We start from the raw sequence: 25315 nt of genomic DNA on the forward strand, positions 1-25315 counted from the left end.
GGCTGCACGCATCGTATTCAGGGCCGCAACTAGCAGGGCAGACACTTGCCGACCAAACCAAGAGGGCACCATGGCCGCAGGCATGAAAAACCTATCCAAAACCTTTGTCTGGATTCTCATGGGCCTTCTGATGCTGGGTCTAGCCGGATTTGGTGCGACCAGCCTGACCGGAACCGTGCGCACTGTGGCGCAGGTTGGCGATGAAAGCGTTTCGGTCGACGAATACTTCCGCGAACTTCAGCGCGAGATCAGGGCGGTCGAGGCGCAAACCGGACAGCCAATGCAGATTTCACAAGCGCATGATCTTGGATTGGACCAATTGGCCTTGTCGCGTCTGATTGCACTGGCCGCGCTGGACAATGAAGTCGGGCAGCTTGGCATTTCGATAGGCGACGAGAACCTGCAGAACGAGATCGTCCAGATACCCGCATTCCAGGGGGTGAACGGTACATTCGACCGCGAAGCCTATCGCTTTCAGCTTGAACAGGTCGGGATGAGCGATTCCGAGTTCGAATCGGATCTGCGCAAGGAATCGGCACGCACAATCGTGCAGGGTGCAGTCATGGGCGGGGTTGAGATGCCACGCACTATGACCGAAGCAATGGCGAACTATGTACTGGCCCGCCGCAGCTTTACCGTGGCTACGCTGTCCGCAGACGCGTTGGAGACGCCAGTGGCAGAACCGACAGAAGATCAGATTCAGACATTCTATGACGAGAACACTGATCTGTTTACCCTGCCCCGCACCAAGCAACTGACGTATGCCATTTTGTCACCAGAGATGCTGCTTGATACGATTGAGATCGAAGAAGACTCATTGCGCCGCCTCTACGACCAGCGCGCAGAACAGTATTTCCAGCCCGAGCGCCGTTTGGTCGAACGCCTGACCTATCCCAGCGAAGAGGCCGCAACCGAGGCCTTGGCTCAGCTGGAGGTTGGTGGAGCAGATTTTGAACAACTGGTCCGCGATCGGCAACTCGAGCTTGGCGATGTAGATCTGGGTGACGTCACCCGCGAGGACCTTGGCGATGCCGCTGATGCTGTATTCGCTGCCGAGATCGACGATGTCGTTGGCCCACTCCCATCTGTTTTTGGTCCAGCCTTGTTCCGGATCAACGGATCACTGGCAGAAAACAATGTAACCTTTGAAGATGCTGAGCCCGAGTTGCGTGATGAACTTGCCTCAGATCGCGCGCGCCGTCAGATCGAGGCGCAGGCCGAGGACATCAACGACTTGCTTGCTGGCGGCGCAACGCTGGAAGAATTGGTCGATGAGACTGAATTGGAACTTGGCCAGATCGACTGGACCCAGCAAAGCGATGATGGCGTTGCCGCCTATGACGGCTTCCGCGCCGCCGCCGAGGCCGTGCAAGAGGGTGATTTTCCCGAAGTCGCGTTCCTCGAAGACGGTTCAATCTTTGCTTTGCGCCTGAATGAAGTGCTTGAGCCCCGCCCCGAACCGCTTGAAAATGCCCGAGGGCGGGTTGCTGAGGCCTGGACACAAGCGGAGACCGCGAAGGCGCTACAAAATCAAGCAAACTCGGTGCTGACCCAATTGGCGACGGATGGAGATTTCACGGCGACTGGCCTGCCCTTCCGGGTCGAAAACGCCCTGACGCGTACCGCATTCCTTGAGGATACTCCGGTAGATTTCATGACACAGGTCTTCGAGCTCGAACCGGGTGAATTACGTGTCATTCCCGGAAACGGCACTGCCCTGATCGTGCGCTTGGATGAAGAGCTGCCACCCGCCGAGACCGACGAACAGCGTCAGATGCAGGATGCTCTTGCAGCGCAGTTTGACCAGGCACTGGCGCAGAACATCTTTGATATCTATGTGCGCAACGCCCAGACCCGCGCGCGCCCTGTACTGGATCAGCAAGCGCTGAACGCTGTACGGTCAAGCTATTAAAGAGACAGCACATGGCCCTGACCCCGGAATTCGAAACTTTCGCGCGCGCCTATGACGCGGGTGAAAATCAGGTTGTCTATACCCGACTTGCCGCCGATCTGGACACGCCCGTGTCCTTGATGCTCAAGCTGACGGGCGCACAAAAAGACGCCTTCATGCTCGAATCGGTGACAGGTGGCGAGGTGCGCGGTCGCTACTCGATCATTGGCATGAAACCCGATCTCGTCTGGAGGTGTCATGGCGAAACATCGGCCCTGAACCGGTCGGCCCGGTTTGATGCCGACGCGTTTCAGCCACAGGATGGCAACCCCATGGATAACCTGCGCGATTTGCTGGCCGAAAGCCGCATCGCGCTGCCGGATGACCTACCACAGGCGGCTGCCGGGCTGTTTGGCTATCTGGGCTATGACATGGTGCGGCTTGTAGAATACTTGCCGGATGTGAACCCCGACCCGCTGGGCCTGCCGGATGCGATCATGCTGCGACCTTCGGTGATCGCCGTATTGGACGGTGTTAAAGGTGAGGTCACTGTGGTGTCTCCGGCCTGGGTCAGCGACGGACAATCCGCTAAAGCCGCATATGCACAAGCTGCAGAGCGTGTCATGGACGCTGTGCGCGATCTGGAGCGCGCAATGCCCGCCGAGACACGCGATCTGGGCGACGCGATTGAAGTTGGCGCTCCAGTATCCAACTTCACCAAATCGGGTTACATGGAGGCCGTTGAAAAGGCCAAGGAATATATCCGCGCAGGCGATATCTTCCAGGTTGTCCCAGCCCAACGCTGGACGCAGGACTTTCCGCAACCTCCGTTTGCCCTCTACCGGTCTTTGCGGCGTACGAATCCGTCGCCCTTCATGTTCTATTTCAACTTCGGTGGCTTTCAGGTCGTAGGCGCGAGCCCTGAAATCCTGGTCCGCGTCTTTGGGGATGAAGTCACGATCCGCCCAATCGCTGGCACTCGACCGCGAGGCGCAACGCCCGAGGAAGACAAGGCCAACGAAATCGATCTGCTTGCCGACAAAAAGGAACTGGCCGAGCACCTCATGTTGCTGGACCTTGGACGCAACGATACGGGCCGTGTGTCCAAGATCGGGACCGTCCGCCCCACCGAAGAGTTCATTATCGAACGCTACAGCCACGTGATGCACATCGTCTCGAACGTGGTCGGAGAACTTGCCGAAGACAAAGACGCGCTGGATGCCTTCTTTGCCGGGATGCCTGCGGGTACAGTCTCGGGCGCGCCAAAAGTGCGCGCGATGGAGATTATCGACGAGTTGGAGCCCGAAAAACGCGGCATCTACGGCGGCGGTGTCGGATATTTCAGCGCTGGTGGCGACATGGACATGTGCATCGCATTGCGTACGGCCATCGTGAAAGACCACAAGCTTTATATTCAGGCTGGCGGTGGTGTTGTCTATGACAGCGACCCCGAGGCGGAATATATGGAGACCGTGCACAAATCGAACGCGATCCGACGCGCGGCGGCAGATGCGGCGCGTTTTACCGGCAGCGGAAACAGCTGAGAAAGCGGCAACAAGGTGCCGCTTTTACCCGTCCGTCAAGGCTTCGGAAGCACCTTTTTCGACCTCTTTCATCATCACGGCTGAGATCGGTGCCATCGCCACCCGGCTGCCGCGATCCTCAAGCCCCCACAGCAACAAGGCCGAGATCGTTTCGGGGCGCAATCGGCCAAGCATTACAACCGCACCCTCCTGCCCGGCGCGGAATGCGGCTTGATCTAGAAAGCGCCGCATTATCTTGGGATCCTGCTTGGCCCCATCGAAATCGCGGAATACGACGCTGGACGGAACGCCATTGCGGGCGGCGAGTTTCTGCGCAGTGTTCAGGCCGTTATCCTGTGTCACCAGACCACGGCCGGTGTCGCCAACAATGGCGGCGACCTGGTCTGCCAGTTTTCGGTTACCCTGAATACCGCTTTCAACGCCCTCCAGAATGCCTACCGTGTGGGGCAACTCATCCAACCACACCGACAAGGATACTTCTGCATCCTGAGCGCTGGCGGCTTCGTGCATGTCAATCATTGCCAGCACTTCAAAACCCGCTTCGCGATGGCGCGCCATCTTTTCGGCTGCATCCGGGTCTGACGGGCTAATGGCAAAGCTTAGCGGGTATGGAAAATCCTGAAGCGCCTCGGCTCCAAATGCTCCTTCATCGTCGATCAAAATGATAGACATCAATGGCTTGGCTTCGGGGTTCTCAAAGATCGCGGCATGCGCTTCGATTGGTTTTGCCGCTACCTCAGGCACTACCTCGGTTTGCTCAACGGGTGCGTCATCCCTTTCGGTCAGGGGTACGACACGTTTGCCGATCAGAGATTTAGAGCTCGCGGTCCCTTCCCCGCCAATTTGAGGCAGCGTTAGCACGCGCGGTTTGCTGACCGGGCGTGTATCTTCTTCGCCCTCAACGGCAATCGGGTTATCGTTCGGCACGCCCTCGGTTACCGGAACCTCAAAAGTTACGTCCGGCAATTCTTCGGTCTCGGGTTCCAATGCCGCCACTTGAGGTGCTTGTTCCTCAGGCGTTTCTTCCGCGATCCGGGGTTCAGGTACCGCTTCAGGCTCTGGTGCTGGAGGCGCGTCTGCAACCCTGGCCGGTTCAGCCTCTGGTCTGGGCGTTTCTGGTTCAGCAAGCGGCGGCGGCGGTGCTGTCGGCGCATCTGTCTGAACGGTCACCGCGGGTGTCGAAATTCCAGCAGGTGCTGCGGTGGCAACAGGCGAGTCACTTGACTGCGGAGGCGGCCCGGGCGCAAGCTCGACGTCTGCCAAACCATCCAGAGTATCTGACGATAGCTCCGGGCTTTCGGGACCCGATGGAGGCAACTCAACCAGATCTGCATCGACACCAGTGCTATCGACATTCGCTGTTTCAGGCGCATCAGGCGCATCAGCCACTTCGGGTGCTGTTGCCGCGACTTCTGGCTTGCGCGACAAGGGTGTGGACAGCGACAGGACCGCGCCCAATGCCAGGACAGAGACCGCACCAGCGATCAATCCACCATAAAATCCGCTCATCGAAATCTCGCCTCTCGCGTTGTTTCGTGCCTCAACCACCCATACGCCATCTTCTGCGGCGCTCACCTGCACTGCGCCAAGTTGGGTATGTCCTCTTGACGCTGCCGCACAAGCCTGAGCATGTATGTCCCGACATTATACCGCGCTCAAGGGCTGCATCGCCAGTCTGAAATGCCGATAGGAAGATAAGTGCCCAAATGCTGCTGCTGATCGACAACTATGACTCGTTTACCTACAACCTCGTTCATTATCTGGGCGAACTTGGGGCCGAGATGGTCGTGCGCCGGAATGATGCGCTGGACGTACAGGAAGCAATGGCGATGAACCCGGCTGGCATCCTGCTGAGCCCCGGCCCTTGTGATCCCGATCAGGCAGGTATCTGCCTTGCGCTGACCGAAGCGGCAGCCGAAACACAGACGCCGCTGATGGGCGTCTGCCTCGGCCATCAAACCATTGGTCAGGTCTTTGGCGGCAAGGTCGTGCGATGCCACGAGATCGTGCATGGCAAGATGGGCACGATGAATCACACTGGTAAAGGCGTATTCGCTGGTTTGCCGTCACCATTCGAGGCGACCCGCTACCACTCATTGGTCGTTGAACGCGAAAGCTTGCCCGAGTGCCTTGAGATCACCGCCGAACTTGAGGGTGGCACCATCATGGGCTTACAGCACAAAGAGCTTCCCATTCACGGCGTCCAGTTCCATCCGGAATCCATCGCATCTGAGCACGGTCATGCCCTGCTCAAGAATTTCCTGAATGAAATGAAAGTCCCCGCATGAGCGATGCTCTGAAACCGCTGATCGGTGCTGCGGCCGATCGACCTTTGACCCGTGCCGAGGCTGAACAGGCCTTTGGTATCCTGTTTGACGGTGCCGCGACTCCGAGCCAGATCGGCGGATTGCTGATGGCGATGCGCACACGCGGTGAAACGGTGGATGAATACGCCGCTGCCGCTGCTGTAATGCGCGCTAAATGCAACGCTGTGAAGGCCCCGGCGGGAGCAATGGATATCGTGGGCACCGGTGGTGACGGCAAGGGAACGCTCAACATCTCGACGGCAACGGCCTTTGTAACGGCGGGTGCCGGTGTCACCGTTGCAAAACATGGCAACCGGAACCTAAGTTCGAAATCCGGTGCGGCGGATGCACTTGGTCAGCTTGGAATTAATGTGATGGTCGGCCCAGAAGTGGTTGAAAAGGCGTTACAAGAGGTCGGTATCGGCTTCATGATGGCGCCGATGCATCACCCTGCGATTGCCCATGTCATGCCTTCAAGGCAAGAACTTGGTACGCGCACGATATTCAACATTCTGGGTCCTCTCACCAACCCGGCTGGTGTGAAACGCCAACTGACCGGAGCGTTTAGCCGTGATCTGATCCGCCCAATGGCCGAAACTCTGGGCCTGCTGGGCGCCGAGCATGCCTGGTTGGTGCATGGTTCGGACGGGACCGACGAGTTGACGATTACGGGCGTCAGCTGGATCGCCTCCGTTGAGGACGGCGTTGTCAAAGAGGTCGAGCTTCACCCTGAAGACGCAGGTCTGCCAGTCCACCCATTCGAGGATATTGTTGGCGGGACACCGGAAGAAAACGCCATCGCATTCCGTGCCTTGCTGGACGGCCAGCCATCGGCCTACCGTGACGCTGTACTGCTGAATTCTGCTGCTGCACTTGTTGTCGCAGATGCCACCAGTGATCTGCGTGAAGGGGTGGCTATGGCCGCTGAAAGCATCGACAGCGGCAAAGCCCGTGAAAAGATCAACGCTCTGGCACGCATTACACAGGAAGCCGCATGACCGAGACCGTTCTGGACAGGATCAAAGCCTACAAACTAGAAGAAGTTGCCTCAGACAAAGCAGCCAAATCGCTGGAAACATTAGAGTCAGAGGCGCGCAATGCACCAGAGGTTCGGGGGTTTGCCGAAGCTCTTCACAAAGCCACGCGATCCGGCTATGGGCTGATTGCCGAGGTAAAAAAAGCCAGCCCATCCAAGGGATTGATCCGCGAAGATTTTAACCCACCTGCTCTGGCCCAAGCTTATGAAGCGGGAGGAGCTGCGTGCTTGTCGGTGCTGACCGATACACCTAGCTTTCAAGGGGCAAAGGAATTCCTGACTGAAGCCCGTGCAGCATGTTCTCTGCCCGCTTTGCGTAAAGATTTCATGTATGACCCCTATCAGGTGGTCGAAGCCCGAGCTCTGGGTGCGGACTGCATTCTGATCATCATGGCCTCGGTTGAAGATGCGCAAGCTTCAGAGCTTGAGCAGACAGCGTTCGATTGGGGTATGGATGTTCTGATCGAAGTACACGACGCCGACGAGCTAGCGCGGGCAACGCAGCTAAAAAGCCCTCTAATCGGGATAAACAACCGCAATCTCAAAACCTTCGAAACCACACTTGATACGACACGCCACCTGTCGAAGTTGGTTCCAGCAGATCGCACGATCGTGTGCGAAAGCGGTCTGAGTACGCCTGCTGACCTTGCTGATATCGCCCGCTATGGCGCGCGCTGCTTCCTGATTGGCGAAAGCCTGATGCGACAAGACGATGTGGCCAGCGCCACCCGTTCGCTACTGGCCAATCCACTCATCCCCGGAGTGATGTGATGCCACTGACGCATTTCGATGCCAAGGGCGAGGCACACATGGTGGATGTGTCCGATAAGGCCGTCACCGACCGGGTCGCAATCGCCGCAGGTTACATCAGGATGGCCCAAGAAACCTATGATATTATTTCAGAAGGCCGCGCTAAGAAAGGTGACGTTCTTGGTATTGCGCGTCTCGCTGGCATCATGGGCGCAAAGAAAACACCGGACTTAATTCCGCTGTGCCACCCGCTGCCCGTTACTAAAGTTGCGGTTGAGCTGACCCTGGATCCGGATCTTCCCGGCGTGCAGATCGAAGCCACCGTCAAAACTGCGGGACAAACTGGTGTCGAGATGGAGGCGCTGACGGCGGTCTCAACCGCCGCCCTGACTGTCTATGACATGACTAAAGCCGTGGATAAGGCAATGGAGATTGGCGGCATCCGAGTTCTTTTGAAAGACGGCGGTAAATCAGGTCGTTACGAGGCGTCATGATCTCCGTCGAAGACGCCCGAGCCCTATTGTTCGATCTGGTCACGCCCCTGTCTGCGGAAACGGTTCATCTTGCAGAGGCAGGTGGTCGCATCTTGGCGCAGGACGTTGCTGCAACACGTGATCAACCCCCTTTTGCAGCGTCTTCGATGGACGGATATGCGGTGAAAGCGACCGAAGTTGAATTGCATGCGATGTTCAAAGTGATCGGCGAATCCGCAGCCGGAAAGCGCTTTGAAGGCACGGTCGGGCCCGGTCAAGCAGTGCGAATATTTACGGGTGCGCCGATGCCTGACGGCGCGGATTTTGTCGTTATTCAAGAAGATGTCGAGCGCCGAGACAGCCTGATCACCATCACTCACCCTCCCGGAGAAAAGACCAATGTCCGCCCTGCTGGCATAGATTTCGCCGTCGGCACCAAAATCATGGCCCCACGCCAGCTACGGCCCGAAGATATCGCGCTGTTGGCCGCGATGAATATCGCCTCCGTCCCTGTGACCCGAAAACCTGTGGTGGCATTGATATCGACGGGCAATGAACTGGTGATGCCCGGCGAGGTGCCTGGACCCGATCAAATCATCGCGTCAAACACGTTTGGCCTGAAAGCGCTCCTTGAAAACAACGGTGCGCATGTGCGCGTGCTACCGATCGCACAAGACACGGTTGGCTCTCTGGAAACGGCTTTTGGTCTGGCGCAAGGCGCAGACCTAGTTGTGACCATCGGCGGCGCGTCGGTCGGAGAATACGATCTGGTCGCAGATGTCTCGGAAGGCCTAGGGCTGGAGCAGTCGTTCTACAAAATCCGCATGCGCCCCGGTAAGCCACTAATGGCTGGACGCCTCGGCGACGCAGCAATGGTTGGCCTGCCCGGCAATCCGGTTAGCGCAATGGTCTGTGGGTATCTGTTTTTGGTTCCGATGGTGCGGCGCATGCTGGGAATAGAACATGTACTTCAACCTCTGCAGCAGGCCCAGCTGACGGCACCACTCACTGAAAACGGTGGGCGCGAACACTATATGCGCGCGATTGTGGACAAAGATGGCATTCGGGCTTGTGACGATCAGGACAGCTCACTCCTAAGTGTTTTGGCACATGCAAACGCATTGCTGGTAAGACAGCCCAATGATCCCGCGCGCCCTGTCGGTGATAAGGTCACCTACCTGCCCATCTAGCAAATCCGTTGACACAAAACGTGAACATGCGTAGAACAAAAGAAAACGCATGAGCGATGAGGTGCGAGCGATGCTGACCAAGAAGCAATTGGATTTGCTGGAATTCATCCACAAACGCGTGCAAGCGGACGGTGTTCCGCCCAGTTTTGATGAAATGAAGGCTGCGTTGGACCTGCGTTCCAAATCCGGGATCCATCGACTGATCACGGCGCTGGAAGAACGTGGCTTTATCCGCCGCCTTGCTCACCGGGCACGCGCCATTGAAATCGTCAAGCTTCCCGAAAGCCTTGGTGGTGAGCCGACGGCGGGCTTCAAACCCCGCGTGATTGAAGGTGACCGGCCCGATGGGGCCCGCCCAGCGAACTTCGAACCCGTCACCGTTGATGCGATGGAACTGCCTGTCATGGGGCGGATCGCGGCCGGTGTCCCAATCGAAGCGATAAGCCATGTTTCGCACCGCGTGGCGGTGCCGGGCTCGATGATTTCAGGCAGCGGTGAACATTACGCGCTTGAAGTGCGGGGCGACTCGATGATCGACGCCGGAATCAACGATGGCGATGTTGTCGTGATCCGTGAAACCACGGCGGCAGATAACGGGGATATCGTCGTGGCTCTGGTTGAAGATCAGGAAGCCACGTTAAAGCGCTTTTTCCGTCGCGGTCAGGCCATTGCACTTGAGGCTGCAAACCCGGCTTATGAGACGCGTGTGTTGCCCGAGGATAAGGTGAAAGTACAGGGTCGGCTGGTTGGTTTGATCCGTAGCTACTGACGGGGTTGAGGTGACCATAGGCGGCGTCCTGAAGCCTCTGAACTGGTGAGCAAACTCCCTTTGGAAATGGCAAGACTGCCTGTGCTTCGCAGTGCCTCCGGGTCATAGATTCGACACGCACCTGTCAGAGACAGCGAAACGGACGCGATAATAATTTGATCTGGCCGGCACTCTTCAAAGGCAAGCGCAGCGCGTTTGCCTGTTAGGTGCACTAGCTCTTTGTCACCCATCAGATAACGTTGGACACCGCCTGAGGACTCAGGCCAGCGCTTCGCCGCCTTTGGCTGATCCGCGTCGTCTCCGTCATTCTCCAACCAAACCGATGCGACAAAACCGCTGCCTTTTGGTTTACTCAGCGCACGGCCTTGATCGGTCATCACGCCGACGAGCCCTCCGGTATCTGCGATCAGAACATCAGGACGGCTCCCCTGCCCCCACATCGCAATAGCGACCACCGCCGGGGCCAATCCAATCCATCGCGTGCGCCCTTGCCACAGGATCAACCAGAGGAAAGACACTGCTGTAACGGGCAGTACAAATGCGCCTGGGCTAACAACAAATCCCTGCGCACCTTCAAGTCCCGAAACCCAGGACGCAACCGCAAGGATCCAATTCAGCCCCAAACCCATCACGTGCAGTGCGATCGCCTCAAGCCCGAATGGCGCAAGAAGTGCTGCGACAACGGCACTCGGGACGACCAGAGTGCCCATCACCGGGACCGAGACGAGGTTTGCGATTAATCCATAGTGGGACACGGTGTTGAAATGAGCCGCTCCGATGGGGGCAGTTGCGATCCCCGCGATGGCCGATGAAATCAACAGGGCCAACACCGGCCGCATCCAGAGTGGACCGGGCATTGGACCATAGTCTCTCAGGGCTCCGAATCCCGCGACCAGAGCGGACGTCGCAGCAAATGACATCTGGAACCCGGGGCTCAGCAGTGTTTCAGGGCGCAGTACCAATACGATCAATGCTGCAACGGCCACCGCCCGCAGCGAGATCGCACGACGGTCCAGCATCACGGCTCCTAGCATGACGCAAACCATGACAAATGCGCGCTCGGTCGCGACGTTTCCGCCAGAGAGAAATAAATAGATAGTGGCAGCGACTAAGGCGCAGATCGCTGCCATTTTTCGTACAGGCAAACGCAGGGCCAGCATAGGCACCATCGACAATCCGATGCGGCATGCCACGAATACAAAACCAGTCAGCAAGCCCATATGCAATCCAGAGATCGCCAGAAGATGCGCCAGATTTGAGGCACGCAAGGACTCAAGCGAGGCCTTGCTCATACCGCTGCGATCCCCTGTGGTGACGGCGGCAGCAAATCCGCCGATCTCGCCAGGTAAAATTGCACGAACTCTGTCCGAGATCGCCATACGCCACGCCGTAATACGAACGCCGCTTTGTCCATCGCGAGCCGGGGCCGAAGACAAAACTGGAACACGGGTATATCCAACTGCGCCAAGCCTTTGGAACCAAGCGTGGCGGCGAAAATCAAATCCACCCGGTTCGACCGGACCTTGCGGCGGAGAAAGGTGCGCGGTGGTCATGATCCGCTGACCCGGGGACAACGCAACAGTATCGCCATGTATCGAAAGTCGGATGCGCCCGGGCCTTTGATCAGCGGGAATATCGACAATCCGCACCTGATCCAGCATAACCCGCAGCGCATCCGACGCAGAGCGGTCCAGCGCTATGACCCTCCCCTCGACCGGGCCATAATAGCGCCATTGCAAGACTGGCTCTGCAACCATATGGGCCCGCGTTCCGGCCAGCAGGAAACCCAACGCAATCAGCGTCATCCCGATGGGCAACGGACGCCAGGCCTCTCTCAGCCAAAGACTAAAACCAATCGCCAACAACACAAACGCAACAACCACTGCGTACACGCCTGCGCCGGGTTCAAACCTCAGGCTAAAGTACCAGCCGATCCCGACCGCAAGACAGACCGGAGACCACGGGAACAGATATCCCCGCTGGATCAGCAATGCGGTCTCGACCCGTGTCAGAACACGCATGGTTGCCCCCGTCCTTCGGGCTGGGTAGATAGTCGCCAAACTATGCCCGCTAAGGTTACCAAAAGGTTAATCCACACAATGTCCGATCAGGTCGTCACTCGCTTTGCCCCTTCTCCCACCGGATTTCTGCATATCGGTGGCGCGCGCACCGCTCTGTTCAACTGGCTCTATGCGCGGGGCCGCGGGGGCAAGTTCCTGTTACGGATCGAAGATACAGATCGGGAACGTTCGACTCCGGAAGCCACGGCTGCGATCCTACAGGGTATGAAGTGGCTAGGGCTGGATCACGACGGGGACACTATCAGCCAATTCGAAGGTGCCGCCCGTCATGCCGAGGTAGCGCGTCAGTTGCTTGCCGAGGGCAAGGCCTACAAGTGCTATTCGACCCAAGAGGAAATCGCTGCGTTCCGCGAACAGGCGCGCGCCGAAGGTAAGTCGACGCTGTTTCGCAGCCCATGGAGGGATGCCGACCCAGCCACGCACCCAGATGCCCCCTATGCGATCCGCATCAAAGCGCCGCAGGAGGGTTCCACCGTGATCCGCGATCAGGTGCAGGGCGACGTGACCATTCGCAACGATCAGCTTGATGATATGATCCTGCTGCGCTCGGATGGTACGCCGGTCTACATGCTGGCGGTTGTGGTCGATGATCACGATATGGGCGTGACTCATGTGATCCGGGGAGACGACCACCTCAACAACGCTGCCCGTCAGATGATGATCTATGAGGCGATGGGGTGGGACATCCCGGTCTGGGCGCATATCCCACTAATACACGGCCCGGATGGAAAAAAACTTAGCAAACGCCACGGCGCATTGGGTGCGCAGGAATATCAAGCCATGGGCTATCCTGCCGCGGGGATGCGCAATTATTTGGCGCGCCTTGGTTGGAGCCATGGAGACGATGAATTCTTTACTGATGCTCAAGCCAAAGAGTGGTTTGATCTGGAAGGGATCGGCAAAAGTCCCGCACGGTTTGATTTGAAGAAACTGGAAAACCTATGCGGACAACATATTGCCATAGGAGAGGATGCTGCGTTGCAGCGGGAAATCCAGGATTATCTGTCTGCAGCGAACAAATCACAGCTGACCGAAACACAATCGAGTGATCTAGCGCGTGCGATGTATTGCCTCAAGGATCGAGCGCGCACTTTCCCGGAACTCCTTGATAAAGCCCATTTTGTTCTGACATCCAGACCTATCCAGCCGGACGAGAAGGCGGCTAAGGCCCTGACGTCAGTATCCGACGGTATACTGAATGAATTGACGCCGCAGCTGCAAAATGCTAGCTGGTCTCGGAACGAACTGGAGGAGACCCTGAATTCGTTCGCAGAGGCGAACGGGGTTAAGTTCGGCAAATTGGCCGGCCCGCTGCGGGCCGCGCTGGCAGGCCGGGCAGTTACACCTTCGGTATTTGACATGATGCTTGTGCTTGGGCGGAATGAAACCCTGGCGCGGCTTGATGATGCAGCGAACCCTGACTGATTTCACATTCGGGTAATGCTGCTCCACTAAGAACGAACTGCGCTACACCACGCAGTCGTTGCCTGCTTTGACGGACAGCGATCCGGCAACTGTACGAATGAGGAAGGGATAAACATGACCGAGAGCCAACAAACAGCCAAACTGACTGTCCACGGCGAAAGCTACGATCTGCCGGTATTTTCTCCGACTGCGGGGCCCGACGTGATCGACATTCGTAAGCTCTATGGTCAAGCTGGTGTATTCACTTATGATCCGGGTTTCACGTCGACGGCGAGCTGCGACAGCACCATCACTTTTATTGACGGCGACAAGGGCGAACTCCTGCACCGCGGTTATCCGATTGAGCAGATCGCATCGAAATCTCACTTCCTCGAACTCAGCTATCTGCTGCTTTATGGCGAACTGCCATCGGCAAAAGATCTGGAGAAATTCGAGACTACCATCACGCGCCACACGATGTTGCACGAGCAAATGCAGTATTTCTACCGCGGTTTCCGTCGCGATGCGCATCCGATGGCCATCATGGTCGGAGTGGTCGGCGCCATGTCTGCCTTCTATCACGATTCGACCGACATTTCGGATCCGCGTCAACGCGAGATCGCGTCTCATCGCCTGATTGCAAAGATGCCGACGATCGCGGCTTGGGCTTATAAGTACCATATTGGGCAGCCCTTCGTGTATCCGCGCAACGATCTGGACTATGCGTCGAACTTCCTGCAAATGTGTTTCGCGGTTCCTGCAGAAGATTATGAGGTGAACCCGATTCTGGCCCGCGCCATGGATCGTATCTTCATGCTGCAGGCGGACCACGAACAGAACGCGTCGACATCGACGGTACGTCTGGCGTCTTCGTCTGGTGCGAACCCGTTCGCCTGTATCGCGGCGGGCATCGCTTGCCTCTGGGGTCCGGCCCATGGCGGCGCAAACCAGGCCTGCCTTGAAATGCTGGAAGAGATCGGCAGCGTAGACCGCATCCCCGAGTTCATTGAACGCGCCAAGGACAAAGACGATCCGTTCCGCCTGATGGGCTTTGGCCACCGCGTTTACAAAAACTTCGATCCGCGCGCGACTGTGATGAAACAGTCTGCAGATGAGGTTCTTGATCTGTTGGGTATCGAAGATAACCCTAAACTTCAGGTCGCCAAGGCGCTTGAAAAGCAGGCCCTGGAAGATCCATATTTCATCGAAAAGAAACTGTTCCCAAATGTCGACTTCTATTCGGGCATTGTGATGGAAGCTATGGGTTTCCCAACCTCGATGTTTACTCCGATCTTTGCATTGTCGCGTACGGTTGGCTGGGTCAGCCAGTGGAAGGAAATGATTGCCGATCCACAAAACAAGATCGGTCGTCCGCGTCAGTTGTATCTGGGCGCGACAAGTCGCGACTACGTAGATATCGAAAACCGCTGATCGGTGACAGAAGTTGAAATGAAGGCCCCGGCTAGCCGGGGTCTTTTTTGTTCCTACCGTTACCCAAAAGAAACCGTTTTGAGACAATCTTGGACTAGCGCCTTGTTCGTTCTTTTCGCGGCACGCCACTCAACCTAGTGTTGCTGCGTCCAGCAATAAGATTCCGGTTATCATGCGTTCCGCCCTTGTGTTCCTTATGCTGCTGTTTGCACAGACCGCCGCCGCACAAAGCCTGCTTGAAAGAGCTTTTGAACAGCAGCAGCAGGAAAATGCTGCTGGCTCGCTTGCGATTTTGGGGCTGGCTGGCATCCCGGACGATTCTGCCAGTGCAATTTCGTTGCAATCGAACACGGATACTCGCGACTACGATTTCAAATCCGCACAGCTGGGTGGCGGATTTCGCCTTGCCGAAGGCGTACCGATCTATCTCGAGGGCTACATCGGATACGCGCGCTATGATCCCGTTCTGACCTTCAGCGGCACCGGAGAAACTAATCGTTTACCTCTTAAATGGACCAGCCTCGCCCTCACTGGTGGAGTCGGCTATCAGTTTGACATTGGGGAGTTTTGGAAACTGACTCCGATGGCCCATATTTCGGTCGGGCGCACGCAATCCGATGCATCGATAGGGGCGCAAGCCATCGCCAACCGCCTTGGCCTTGACCGGGATTACCTTGATAGCGGTGGTATCTGGGCTGGTGGCGCGGGTGGCTCGATGACAGTTGCGTACGAGAAATCGCTATCTAATGATCGCGAGTTCGAAGCAAGCCTGCGCTATACGCATATCGAATATTGGCCTATCGGCGACAACGAAGACCTTTTGGTTGAATCGACCGCCGCGAATGCCGTCCTTTGGTCACGATATCGATTTCCAACGGGTAAAAGTATGTTCGGGCGCCCAGTTCGATGGGTTGGTGATCTGTCGGTATCCTATCTGATCGGGGATCAGGCACTGGTGCTGGGCACGGATTGGCTGGCGCGCGTCGGTGGCGGGATTGAGGTTGATCTATCCGATACCTGGGTGCCCTGGGTATCAACGACACGTTTCATGGTCCGCTATTATGGAAGCGATACGGTAAACGGTTTCTCGGCCGGAATCGGTATCAGCTTCTGACTCATGAATTCAGAATAAACTTAACTGATCACCAGACTGGGGCGGTGGCGCGAAATCCGCACAATTCAGCGGCGGTAGGTCTACGGCGAGTCCCAGCCGTTTCACGGCGGCGCTGAACCGTTGCGCAATCATTTCGGCATAAGTCCCCTCGCCCCGCATTCGATGACCCCAACGCGGATCATACTCTTTTCCTCCATGCATCTCCCTTAGCCGCGCCATGACCTTCTCGGCCCTGCCTGGCTGATGCTCGGTCAGCCATTCCCGCCACAGCTCGGACACTTCGCGCGGCAGCCGCAACATGATCCAGCTTGCGGCATCCGCGCCCGCCTGCTTGCCGGCCTCCAACAGCTCCTCAAGTTCATGGTCGGTTAAGCCCGGTACGACAGGAGAGGTCATAACGCGCACCGGTATCCCTGCTTCGGTCAGGACGCGAATCGTGCGCAACCTGCGCAGTGGAGAAGGTGCACGTGGCTCCATCTGACGGGAAAGATTGGCGTCCAGAGTGGTCAGCGAAATCCCGACCCGCACAAGACCGTTGCGGGCCATGGGCGCCAGAATATCGAGATCACGTTCGATCAATGTGCCTTTTGTCACGATGCCGATTGGATGCTGAAAATCACTCAACACCTGAAGACAGCCTCTTGTTATCTCGCGGCTTTTCTCAATCGGTTGATATGGATCGGTGTTAGTGCCCAACGCAATCGTAGCCACCTTATAGCGTCGCGCAGAAAGCTCCCGTCGCAATATCTCTGCGGCATTGGGGCGTGCGATCAGACGTGTTTCAAAATCCAACCCTGGCGACAGGCCTAGATATGCATGGGTTGGCCGGGCAAAACAATAAACGCAACCATGCTCGCAACCCCGATATGGATTGATCGAACGATCAAAAGGTAAATCCGGTGATTTGTTGTAGGTGATCAGACTGCGGGCCACTTCGTCCTGAACCTCGGTCCGCAGCGGAGGTAGATCTTCGGACAAATCCCACCCATCCTCGGTCAGTTCGGTCAAATACTTCTCGAATCGACCTGCTGAATTTGATGCCGCTCCCCGGCCCGGATGGTTCATTCTTACGGCCATTTGTTCACCATATGTTCCGATTGTCAGTACTAATTTAAGCTGGGCCCAATGGCAAGGATTACACCTGCTTCATATCCGACCACCTTGAGGCGTTTTCGAAATCGGTCAGCGCGAAGGAAATCAGAACAAATGAAACAAATGCAGGATGATCTTGCAGAATTCGAGGTCGCCCGACGCCAAAATTCGGCCTATAGGTCGGTCTCGGAACGACCTAGGTCGCAATCGTCACAGTAGTCCTGCGACGAAATGGCCAAAACGGAAAAAATGCCACCACGGGCCGCGAGCCCGCACAGCTCAGGGAAATACCCATGTCTGATGAAGAAGACATCGTCCTGTCCGAACTGAATGACGACGAACTCGTCGAACAGATGTTCGATGACCTTTATGACGGCCTGAAGGAAGAAATCGAAGAAGGTGTGAACATCCTGCTCGAGCGCGGATGGCAACCCTACGACATCCTGACCAAAGCGCTGGTTGGTGGCATGACAATTGTCGGCCACGACTTCCGCGACGGCATCCTGTTCGTTCCCGAAGTTCTGTTGGCCGCCAACGCCATGAAAGGCGGCATGGCAATCCTGAAGCCATTGCTGGCTGAAACCGGTGCTCCGCGCGTTGGCAAGATGGTGATCGGAACCGTCAAGGGCGACATCCATGACATCGGCAAGAACCTTGTTGCGATGATGATGGAAGGCGCTGGATTCGAGGTGGTTGATATCGGCATCAACAACCCGGTCGAAAACTACCTGGAAGCGTTGGAGAACGAGCAGCCCGATATTCTGGGCATGTCCGCCCTACTGACCACGACTATGCCTTACATGAAGGTGGTAATCGACACGCTGGTAGAACAGGGCCTGCGTGATGAATACACTGTTCTGGTTGGCGGCGCACCACTGAACGAAGAGTTTGGCAAGGCGATTGGTGCCGACGGCTACTGCCGTGACGCAGCCGTGGCGGTGGAAATGGCCAAGGACTTCATGTCGCGCAAGCACAACCAACTGGCCGGCTAAGGCACGCGACCATACCGTGAGACAGGCCGCCCTTTCTGGGGCGGCCTTTTTTGTCCAAAGCCTGACATATATAGTTGCCAACCAGAGAGATCACATGACCGACGCGCCGATACCAGATGATGACAGCCTGACCCGTCAGGGTTACGCCACTCCGCGCGCAGCCGAGTCGATTCTGCTGATCGCATGTGGGGCGCTTGCCCGTGAAATTCTGGATCTCAAGGAACGGAATGGCTGGGATCATATGGCTCTGACCTGCCTACCCGCAATTCTGCATGTACACCCCGAGAAAATCACGCAAGCGGTCGAAGATGCGATCGCCAAACACCGAGATTCATACGACCGAATCTATGTTGTATATGCCGATTGCGGAACCGGAGGCCTGCTGCAGACTGCATGTGAACGTCTGGGCGTCGAGATGATTCAAGGGCCCCACTGCTATTCCTTTTTCGAAGGGAATCTGGCATTTGCCGCACATGGCGACGATGAAACCACTGCGTTTTACCTAACCGATTTCCTCGCCCGGCAGTTTGACGCATTTGTATGGAAACCTCTTGGACTGGACAGACACCCGGAACTGCGCGAGATGTATTTCGGAAATTACACCAAACTCGTTTATCAGGCACAGACCGACAACCCGGATCTCACACGTCGCGCACAAAAATGTGCCGAACGGATGGGACTGGAATTCGAGCGTCGGCAGACCGGATACGGTGACTTGGAAACAACGCTTTCGGATTGGGCAACACGCAACGCTACATAAAGATCAAGCGCTGGCCAACGCCACCTCGCGAATGCGTTCGATCATGGCACGTAGCCCGTTCGAACGTTGCGCAGACAAGTGCTCCTGCAGCCCCAGCCTGGCAAGTTCTCCTCCGGCGTCGACCTTTGGCACATCGGCTACCGGCAAGCCGTTGTAAAGCGTGCGTAATACCGCAATCAAGCCCCGCACGATCAGCGCATCGCTGTCCCCGTCAAATTTGAATTGTCCATTCTCGATGCTGGGATGCAGCCAGACTTGGCTGGCACAGCCATTCACTTTGGTCGCGGGAACCTTGAACGCATCATCCAGCGGTTCCATCGCCTTACCCTGCTCGATGACATGACGATAGCGGTCTTCCCAGTCTTCCAGAAACTCGAAATCTTCGACTATCTCTTCAAAGGCTGGCGTTGCCATGGCTGGTCTGTCCTTGCGTTACGCGATCACATTTGTGAACTAGGCTCAGCTTCCCCTTCTGTCCAGCCCCAGTGTGGCTTTTCAAGATGCTGAATTTGCGGTAACCCAGTGCGGGTAAAGTTGCGCAAAGTGTTGGGTCCATGCACAAATCTCTGACTGTTCTTCTGCTCTCCGCCACGGTTCTTTCCGCCTGTAACAGTTGGAGCAACTCTCGGGCGAACCCATCGAACTGGTTTGGCAGCAGCACACCTGCCCCATCAGAGGTTTCAGCCAGCGACGCAGATGCATTGGTTCCACGTCAAAACAACGGTAAAGGCCTGTTGGCGCGGCCTGAAATTGAAGACAATAGCGTTCCAATAGCGGTCATCAACGAATTGCGTGTCGACCCCACACCTTCTGGCGCTATCATATATGCAGCTGGCACCGCCATTCGGCAGGGCGCATATAATGCGCAGCTTGCCCGAGTAAGGTCCGAAGAACTTACCAAGAATGGCATTTTGGAATATACATTCCGCGTGGATTATCCCGACTATGCAACCGTTCAGGGAAACGAACGCTCTAGAATGGTTTCTGAAGCTGTCAATGTCAGCGCTCAAGAACTGGAAGGCATCCGCATGGTCCGTGTCAAAGGCCAGCAGAACGCGCTAGAATCACGTCGCCGTTAAAGCGCAACCACATCCACAGCTTGCCCCTTGGCTGCCAGCGCAATCTTGCCCTCGCAAAGCTTAAGTGCATCCTCGCCAAATACCTCGAAACGCCAGCCGGACATGGCTGGAACATCGCGCTCACCAGCGGCGATCTGGTCCAGATCAGCGCTGGACGCAATCAGTTTTGCGGCGACGCCTGCGCTTTCGGTCTTTGATTTCAGCAAAACGCGCAGAAGATCGGCGAGGGCCGGATTCACTTTCAGCTTGTCACGGCTATTGTCTACCTTTGGCAACTGATCTTGCGGGCAGTTCACACCTCTTTTTACTGCCGCCAGGATACCGTCAGCGATCGCCCCTTTGCGGGCCTCTCGCAACAGCAAACGTGATCCACCAAGATCAGAGGGCGTTTTAGGCTTAGTCGACGCCATTTCGATTAGTGCATCGTCCTTGAAAACACGGCTACGAGGCACATTGTTCTCTTGCGCATGGGCCTCGCGGAACTGAGCCAGCTCTTTCACTACAGCCAGAAATTTAGCGGAATTTGTGCGTGTTTTGACCCTGCGCCACGCTTCTTCAGGACGAATGTCATATGTCTCGGGCCGTGTTAGAATACGAAGCTCTTCAACGACCCAGTGATCCCGCTTGCTCTTTTTCAACTCAGTAGACAGATGTTCATAGATTTTCCGAAGATGGGTTACGTCTGCCAGCGCATAGTTTTTTTGCGCGTCCGTCAATGGACGCCGCGACCAGTCGGTGAAACGCGATGTCTTATCAACGCCTTCTCTACATATTTTCCGGACAAGTGTCTCATAACCGACTTGCTCACCAAAGCCACAAACCATCGCGGCAACCTGAGTGTCGAACAGCGGTGTCGGAAAGACGCCAGCGTCGACCCAGAAAATTTCCAGATCCTGCCGAGCCGCGTGGAATACTTTGACAACGCTTTCGTTCCGGAACAGGTCATACAAAGGCTCAAGCGACAAATCCTCAGCCAAGGGATCGACTAGAACAGCACTGCCCTCATCCTCGGACGGCACCGCGAGCTGAACCAGGCAGAGCTTTGAATAATAAGTCCGTTCGCGCAGAAATTCGGTATCAACAGTGACATAAGGATATTGTGCAGCAGCCGTGCAGAAGGCGGCCAGCTCTTGCGTCGTAGTCAGGGTTTTCATGCGCGGTGCTGTTCTTGCTTTTGTTTCTTGTGACTGCCCGTGTCGTGCTTGTCCCGAGCGATATGCGACCATAAGACGATTACCCTACGCGTGTAAATCGCCGCGCAGATTCAAGGCAACAGAACTGGGTCTTTGTTGCCCATACAATACCGGCGCAGGACCTCAGGATAGAGTTTGTGTTCCTGTACCAACACGCGAGTGGCAAGTTCCTCTGGCGTATCCTCTGCCCTTACCTCCACGCGCGCCTGTCCCAGAACCGGGCCGTCATCCAGCGTGGCTGTTACTTCGTGAACGGTGCAACCATGTTCGGAATCACCCGCCTCGATGGCGCGGGCATGCGTGTTCAGACCTTTGTACTTCGGCAACAGCGAAGGGTGGATGTTCAGCATTCGTCCTTGGAAGCGAGAAACAAAACCGCCGGTTAGAACGCGCATGAAACCGGCCAAACACACAATATCTGGCTGCGAAGCCAGCAGCGGCTTGAGCAATTCCGCTTCGAACGCGGCGCGATCTTTACCGAAAGGTCGGTGATCGACGGAGGCAGTCTTTATTCCACGCTCTGCGGCCTTTGTCAGCCCTCCGGCTTCAGGGTCGTTCGACAGCACCAAGCAAGGCCGGCCAGCATGGTCCCCGATCATGCTATCGACCAGCGACAGCATGTTTGATCCACCACCAGAAATCAGGATCGCGACGCGCTTGTGACTCACAGCAGCTTGCCTGAGTACGCGGCGCCGGGTGTTTCGGTGACAGATCCGATCCGGGCAACGGTTTCACCAGTTTCGGACAGCAGTGCTTCCAGTTTGTCTGCATCCTCAGCCGCGCAGACCACGATCATGCCGATACCGCAATTGAAGGTTTTCAACATCTCGGATTCGGCGATGCCGCCAGTTTCGGCCATCCATTTGAACACAGGCGGCAAGTCCCAAGCGCTCAGATCGATTTCGGCCCCCAGCCCGTCGGGCAATACGCGCGGCAGGTTTTCGGTGAGGCCGCCGCCAGTAATATGAGCAAGCGCATGGATGCCCCCTGCCCGGATCGCCTGCAGCGCCGGTTTCACATACAGCCGCGTGGGGGTCAGCAGAACCTCACCCAATGTTCCGCCACCGAAAGGCGACTCTGCATCCCAGCCCAGCCCCGACATCTCGACCAGTTTGCGCACCAGAGAATAGCCGTTGGAATGCACACCGTTCGAGGCCAGCCCAAGCAGCACATCCCCGTCTTGCACACCCTCGGGCAGGGTCGCGCCGCGCTCCATTGCACCGACCGAGAACCCGGCCAGATCGAAATCGCCATCGGGATACATACCCGGCATCTCGGCGGTTTCGCCTCCGATCAGGGCGCAGCCAGATTGGACACACCCCTCGGCGATGCCTTCGATAATCCGTGCTGCGGTATCGGTGTCCAGCTTACCGGTGGCAAAATAATCCAGGAAAAACAGCGGCTCAGCACCCTGGCAGATCAGATCATTGACGCACATCGCCACCAGATCAATGCCAACGCCATCAACAACGCCAGTATCAATCGCGATCCGCAGCTTGGTGCCCACACCGTCGGTTGCACCCACCAAAATCGGGTCTTCATACCCGGCAGACTTAAGATCGAACAGAGCGCCAAAGCCACCCAACCCACTCATCACGCCCGAGCGGTTGGTGCGCTTGGCCGCAGGCTTGATCCGATCGACTAGAGCATTGCCCGCATCGATATCCACACCTGCATCGGCGTAGGTGATTCCGTTCTTGCCCGCTGTCATGGCCAATCCCTCATGAGTGCTTTGCGCGCGGGTTATTCGATTGTGGGCGATGTTGCAACGGTCAGGCTTGACGCGGGCTGCCATCGTGATACGCAAGGCGCATCGGCGGGCCTGTAGCTCAATTGGTTAGAGCAGAGCGCTCATAACGCTTTGGTTGGGGGTTCGAGTCCCTCCGGGCCTACCACATCACCGCCCTATCACGATATCTGCGCATAAACCGCCCAATTTTTCGCTGCTGCCCAGCCGAAGGATGCCGCCGTGTACACGTGCGATGTCGGCGACGATGGCAAGGCCCAACCCAACACCGCTGCCCTGATTCTGGTTCCGAGCCGGGTCCAGGCGCGTGAAAGGTTTGACCGCCTCAGTACGCTGTTCAATTGGTATACCGGGGCCGTCATCCTCGACTCGGACACGGATCGATTTCGGTGTCATCGACAGACTAACCTCAGCCCTTGAACCATAGCGGATAGCGTTTCCAATCAAATTTTCCACCGCGCGGCGCATTGCCGACGGGCGCAACATAACAGTCCCCTGCCCCTCGACCGATACCAGTTCAACCTGCTGACCTGCGCGTTGCGCGTCATCGACAATCTGACTCAGCCAAATCTCGGGCTCGACCGCCTCAGGTGTGCTTTCTGCAGTCCCTCTTGAGAAGTCCAGAAATGCATCCAGAAGCGATTGCATTTCATCAACATCCTGCAACAGCGGGGCTGCCTCATCTTCGGGCAACAATGACAACCCCAGCTTCAGACGCGTAAGAGGCGTGCGCAGATCGTGGCTGACGCCAGACAACATCAAAGTGCGCTGCTCAATCTGCCTTTCGATTCGGGAGCGCATATCAACAAAAGCGTTGCCCGCCGCACGCACTTCGATTGCCCCGCCAGGAGAGTAAGGCACCACGCGACCCCGGCCGAACGCCTGCGCCGCATCTGCGAGCCGAGTAATCGGCCGCAGTTGGTTGCGCATGTATAAAAATGAGATCGTGGTGATCAACGCCGCAAAGAACACCATCGTTACGATAAGCTGGTGCGGTGCCGTGGGTGACAGGCGCCGTCGATCAAATTTCAATTCCAAAGTGCCAAGATGCGTGCTCAGATAAAGCCGCACCTCCTGTCCATTCGGCAGTGCGACGTCTTGCATTTGAGGCACCAACACCCGCATTTCAGCATCGACTTGTGGTGCGATGAAATCATACCAACGACGCTTTCCAACCACCGGTTCTTGGTACGGCGGCAGAAAACGAGCCGTCATATTCAATGCCGACAGATCAGGCCGTGCGGCAGCCAGCGCCTGCTGCTGCGTCTCTGCACCCTCCATCACGTTCAATATAAGCGTGACCTCACGGGCTGCCGTTCGCGTCATCTGTGCGGTCACTTCCTCGAGATGCTTTTGCAAAAAAGCGATTGCCACAACCAAGAGTACAACGATGACCGGTAGCACCAGGATAAGTGCAGCCCGCGCGTAAAGGCTGCGCGGCATATAGGGTTTGAGCCATTGGGTCGACATGCGCTAAACCTAGCGGGCTGCCTGGACAAGAGGAAGAGGTCAGAATGCAAGCCCCCGATGATTTCAACCCAGTGCCTGGACAAGCTGTGGAACTTGCTCAAGGCCTAAGACGGGTGCTTGCCCCAAATCCCTCACCGATGACATATCGCGGTACGAACACTTACCTTCTGGGTGAAACAGACATCGCCGTCATCGATCCGGGACCGCTGAGCGACGCACATTTGTCGGCGATTCTCGATGCATTACAGCCCAATCAGCGGATCAGCCATATCTTCGTCACTCACACCCATCTTGATCACTCACCCCTAGCTGCCCCTCTTGCGGCCCATACAGGCGCACCGGTTCTCGCTTTCGGAGGACCCCAAGCAGGCCGCAGTGAGGTTATGACGGAATTGGCGCAGACTGGGTTTGCGGGCGGCGGTGAGGGAATCGATATGGATTTTCGCCCTGATATTGAGCTGGAAGACTGTGCATGTATTTCTGCGGACGACTGGACGCTTGAAATCATCCACACACCCGGCCATCTCGGCAACCATATTGCGCTCGCCTGGGGCGATGTTTGCTTTACAGCGGATCATGTCATGGGATGGGCCAGTTCGCTGGTCTCACCGCCCGACGGGGATCTGACCGACTTCATGGCCGCCTGCCATCGCCTTCGCGCGAGAGAATGGTCAGTCTTTCATCCCGGCCACGGCGCTCCTGTAACTGAACCAAACAATCGCCTGGAGTGGCTGATTCATCACCGTCTTTCGCGCGAATCTCAGATTCTTGACGAACTGATCAAAGGCCCGGCTACTGCACGACAGCTTGCACAGCGTATTTATGTAGACACGCCTGGTGCATTGCTGCCCGCGGCGGAAAGAAATGTGTTCGCGCATCTGGTCGATCTGACCGGAAAGGCCCAGGTCGCTCCCGTTGAGACGCTTTCAGAACAGTCCGAATTTAGGATGCTCAGTTAGCAGCAAACTTTTTTCATCGGCAATGCGCTTCTCC

General features: G+C 56.7%; 23 protein-coding genes and 1 tRNA gene. 16 read left to right on the forward strand and 8 right to left on the reverse strand.

Annotation, left to right across the window (positions count from 1 at the left end; all coding sequences use genetic code 11):
* Positions 1 to 70 precede the first annotated feature (70 nt).
* Entirely contained in the window at positions 71 to 1912 is a 1842-nt protein-coding gene (locus ACRZ91_RS03840) for a SurA N-terminal domain-containing protein (protein ID WP_480902730.1), read from the forward strand.
* Positions 1913 to 1923: 11 nt separating this feature from the next.
* The gene (gene trpE / locus ACRZ91_RS03845) at positions 1924 to 3435 is read left to right on the forward strand and encodes an anthranilate synthase component I (protein WP_170470570.1); all 1512 of its coding nucleotides are present in this window, start codon (positions 1924 to 1926) and stop codon (positions 3433 to 3435) included.
* Between the two features lie 24 nt (positions 3436 to 3459).
* On the opposite strand, the gene ACRZ91_RS03850 is transcribed toward trpE, so the two are convergent.
* The gene (locus tag ACRZ91_RS03850) at positions 3460 to 5010 is read right to left on the reverse strand and encodes a divergent polysaccharide deacetylase family protein (RefSeq protein WP_480902732.1); all 1551 of its coding nucleotides are present in this window, start codon (positions 5008 to 5010) and stop codon (positions 3460 to 3462) included.
* A 131-nt stretch (positions 5011 to 5141) separates the two neighbouring features.
* On the opposite strand from ACRZ91_RS03850, the gene ACRZ91_RS03855 reads away from it, so the two are divergent.
* The 6 genes from ACRZ91_RS03855 to lexA all read left to right on the forward strand — a co-directional run bounded on the left by ACRZ91_RS03855 (position 5142) and on the right by lexA (position 9959).
* The gene (locus ACRZ91_RS03855) at positions 5142 to 5723 is read left to right on the forward strand and encodes an anthranilate synthase component II (RefSeq protein ID WP_480902734.1); all 582 of its coding nucleotides are present in this window, start codon (positions 5142 to 5144) and stop codon (positions 5721 to 5723) included.
* Positions 5720 to 6739: an anthranilate phosphoribosyltransferase gene (trpD, locus tag ACRZ91_RS03860; protein ID WP_260026231.1), complete on the forward strand. Its 1020-nt coding sequence runs from the start codon at positions 5720 to 5722 to the stop codon at positions 6737 to 6739. The genes ACRZ91_RS03855 and trpD overlap by 4 nt, the downstream gene beginning before the upstream one ends.
* Positions 6736 to 7548, forward strand: a complete 813-nt coding sequence (gene trpC, locus ACRZ91_RS03865) for an indole-3-glycerol phosphate synthase TrpC (RefSeq protein WP_480902736.1) — start codon at positions 6736 to 6738, stop codon at positions 7546 to 7548. Before trpD ends, trpC begins: the two co-directional genes overlap by 4 nt.
* Positions 7548 to 8021, forward strand: coding sequence for a cyclic pyranopterin monophosphate synthase MoaC (gene moaC, locus ACRZ91_RS03870; RefSeq protein WP_480651479.1), 474 nt, complete (start codon positions 7548 to 7550; stop codon positions 8019 to 8021). Before trpC ends, moaC begins: the two co-directional genes overlap by 1 nt.
* Positions 8018 to 9190 carry a molybdopterin molybdotransferase MoeA gene (locus ACRZ91_RS03875; RefSeq protein WP_480902739.1) on the forward strand — a complete coding sequence of 391 codons (1173 nt, stop codon included), beginning with the start codon at positions 8018 to 8020 and terminating at the stop codon, positions 9188 to 9190. Before moaC ends, ACRZ91_RS03875 begins: the two co-directional genes overlap by 4 nt.
* Before the next feature lie 70 nt (positions 9191 to 9260).
* Positions 9261 to 9959: a transcriptional repressor LexA gene (gene lexA, locus ACRZ91_RS03880; RefSeq protein ID WP_170774205.1), complete on the forward strand. Its 699-nt coding sequence runs from the start codon at positions 9261 to 9263 to the stop codon at positions 9957 to 9959.
* Here lexA and ACRZ91_RS03885 read toward each other — a convergent pair.
* Positions 9953 to 11980, reverse strand: a complete 2028-nt coding sequence (locus tag ACRZ91_RS03885; protein WP_480902741.1) for a ComEC/Rec2 family competence protein — start codon at positions 11978 to 11980, stop codon at positions 9953 to 9955. The genes lexA and ACRZ91_RS03885 overlap by 7 nt on opposite strands.
* Positions 11981 to 12058: 78 nt before the next feature.
* Between ACRZ91_RS03885 and gltX the strand changes: the two genes are divergently transcribed.
* From gltX to ACRZ91_RS03900, 3 genes are all read left to right on the forward strand, one after another.
* Complete coding sequence (gene gltX / locus ACRZ91_RS03890) at positions 12059 to 13465, forward strand: glutamate--tRNA ligase (protein WP_480902744.1); 1407 nt, start codon at positions 12059 to 12061, stop codon at positions 13463 to 13465.
* Between the two features lie 114 nt (positions 13466 to 13579).
* The gene (gene gltA / locus ACRZ91_RS03895) at positions 13580 to 14875 is read left to right on the forward strand and encodes a citrate synthase (RefSeq protein WP_010440288.1); all 1296 of its coding nucleotides are present in this window, start codon (positions 13580 to 13582) and stop codon (positions 14873 to 14875) included.
* A gap of 172 nt (positions 14876 to 15047) precedes the next feature.
* Positions 15048 to 15989 carry an autotransporter outer membrane beta-barrel domain-containing protein gene (locus tag ACRZ91_RS03900; RefSeq protein WP_480902747.1) on the forward strand — a complete coding sequence of 314 codons (942 nt, stop codon included), beginning with the start codon at positions 15048 to 15050 and terminating at the stop codon, positions 15987 to 15989.
* Between the two features lie 9 nt (positions 15990 to 15998).
* Here ACRZ91_RS03900 and ACRZ91_RS03905 read toward each other — a convergent pair whose 3' ends face one another.
* Positions 15999 to 17066, reverse strand: coding sequence for a PA0069 family radical SAM protein (locus ACRZ91_RS03905; RefSeq protein WP_480902749.1), 1068 nt, complete (start codon positions 17064 to 17066; stop codon positions 15999 to 16001).
* Positions 17067 to 17374: 308 nt separating this feature from the next.
* Here ACRZ91_RS03905 and ACRZ91_RS03910 point away from each other — a divergent pair, with 308 nt between their 5' ends.
* Positions 17375 to 18073 (forward strand): corrinoid protein, encoded by a 699-nt coding sequence (locus ACRZ91_RS03910; RefSeq protein WP_170392964.1) that lies wholly within the window; start codon positions 17375 to 17377, stop codon positions 18071 to 18073.
* Positions 18074 to 18167: 94 nt separating this feature from the next.
* Positions 18168 to 18833 carry a DUF1638 domain-containing protein gene (locus ACRZ91_RS03915; protein WP_480902751.1) on the forward strand — a complete coding sequence of 222 codons (666 nt, stop codon included), beginning with the start codon at positions 18168 to 18170 and terminating at the stop codon, positions 18831 to 18833.
* A 3-nt stretch (positions 18834 to 18836) separates the two neighbouring features.
* On the opposite strand, the gene ACRZ91_RS03920 is transcribed toward ACRZ91_RS03915, so the two are convergent.
* A complete protein-coding gene (locus ACRZ91_RS03920; protein WP_010440293.1) occupies positions 18837 to 19247 on the reverse strand; it encodes a SufE family protein in 411 nt (136 codons plus the stop codon).
* 140 nt (positions 19248 to 19387) lie between these two features.
* Between ACRZ91_RS03920 and ACRZ91_RS03925 the strand changes: the two genes are divergently transcribed.
* Positions 19388 to 19912 (forward strand): hypothetical protein, encoded by a 525-nt coding sequence (locus ACRZ91_RS03925; RefSeq protein WP_010440294.1) that lies wholly within the window; start codon positions 19388 to 19390, stop codon positions 19910 to 19912.
* Here ACRZ91_RS03925 and rnd read toward each other — a convergent pair.
* From rnd to purM, 3 genes are all read right to left on the reverse strand, one after another.
* Positions 19909 to 21066: a ribonuclease D gene (gene rnd, locus ACRZ91_RS03930; RefSeq protein WP_480714832.1), complete on the reverse strand. Its 1158-nt coding sequence runs from the start codon at positions 21064 to 21066 to the stop codon at positions 19909 to 19911. The two genes, ACRZ91_RS03925 and rnd, sit on opposite strands and share 4 nt — an antisense overlap.
* Positions 21067 to 21176: 110 nt before the next feature.
* Positions 21177 to 21773, reverse strand: coding sequence for a phosphoribosylglycinamide formyltransferase (purN, locus tag ACRZ91_RS03935; RefSeq protein ID WP_480902755.1), 597 nt, complete (start codon positions 21771 to 21773; stop codon positions 21177 to 21179).
* A complete protein-coding gene (gene purM, locus ACRZ91_RS03940; RefSeq protein WP_480902757.1) occupies positions 21770 to 22816 on the reverse strand; it encodes a phosphoribosylformylglycinamidine cyclo-ligase in 1047 nt (348 codons plus the stop codon). Before purM ends, purN begins: the two co-directional genes overlap by 4 nt.
* A 107-nt stretch (positions 22817 to 22923) precedes the next feature.
* On the opposite strand from purM, the gene ACRZ91_RS03945 reads away from it, so the two are divergent.
* Positions 22924 to 23000, forward strand: a tRNA-Ile gene (locus ACRZ91_RS03945).
* 2 nt (positions 23001 to 23002) lie between these two features.
* Here ACRZ91_RS03945 and ACRZ91_RS03950 read toward each other — a convergent pair.
* The gene (locus ACRZ91_RS03950) at positions 23003 to 24322 is read right to left on the reverse strand and encodes an ATP-binding protein (protein WP_480902759.1); all 1320 of its coding nucleotides are present in this window, start codon (positions 24320 to 24322) and stop codon (positions 23003 to 23005) included.
* 44 nt (positions 24323 to 24366) lie between these two features.
* Here ACRZ91_RS03950 and ACRZ91_RS03955 point away from each other — a divergent pair, with 44 nt between their 5' ends.
* Complete coding sequence (locus ACRZ91_RS03955) at positions 24367 to 25281, forward strand: MBL fold metallo-hydrolase (RefSeq protein WP_480902762.1); 915 nt, start codon at positions 24367 to 24369, stop codon at positions 25279 to 25281.
* Positions 25282 to 25315 lie beyond the last annotated feature (34 nt).

The organism is Ruegeria sp. O11, assembly GCF_056535285.1.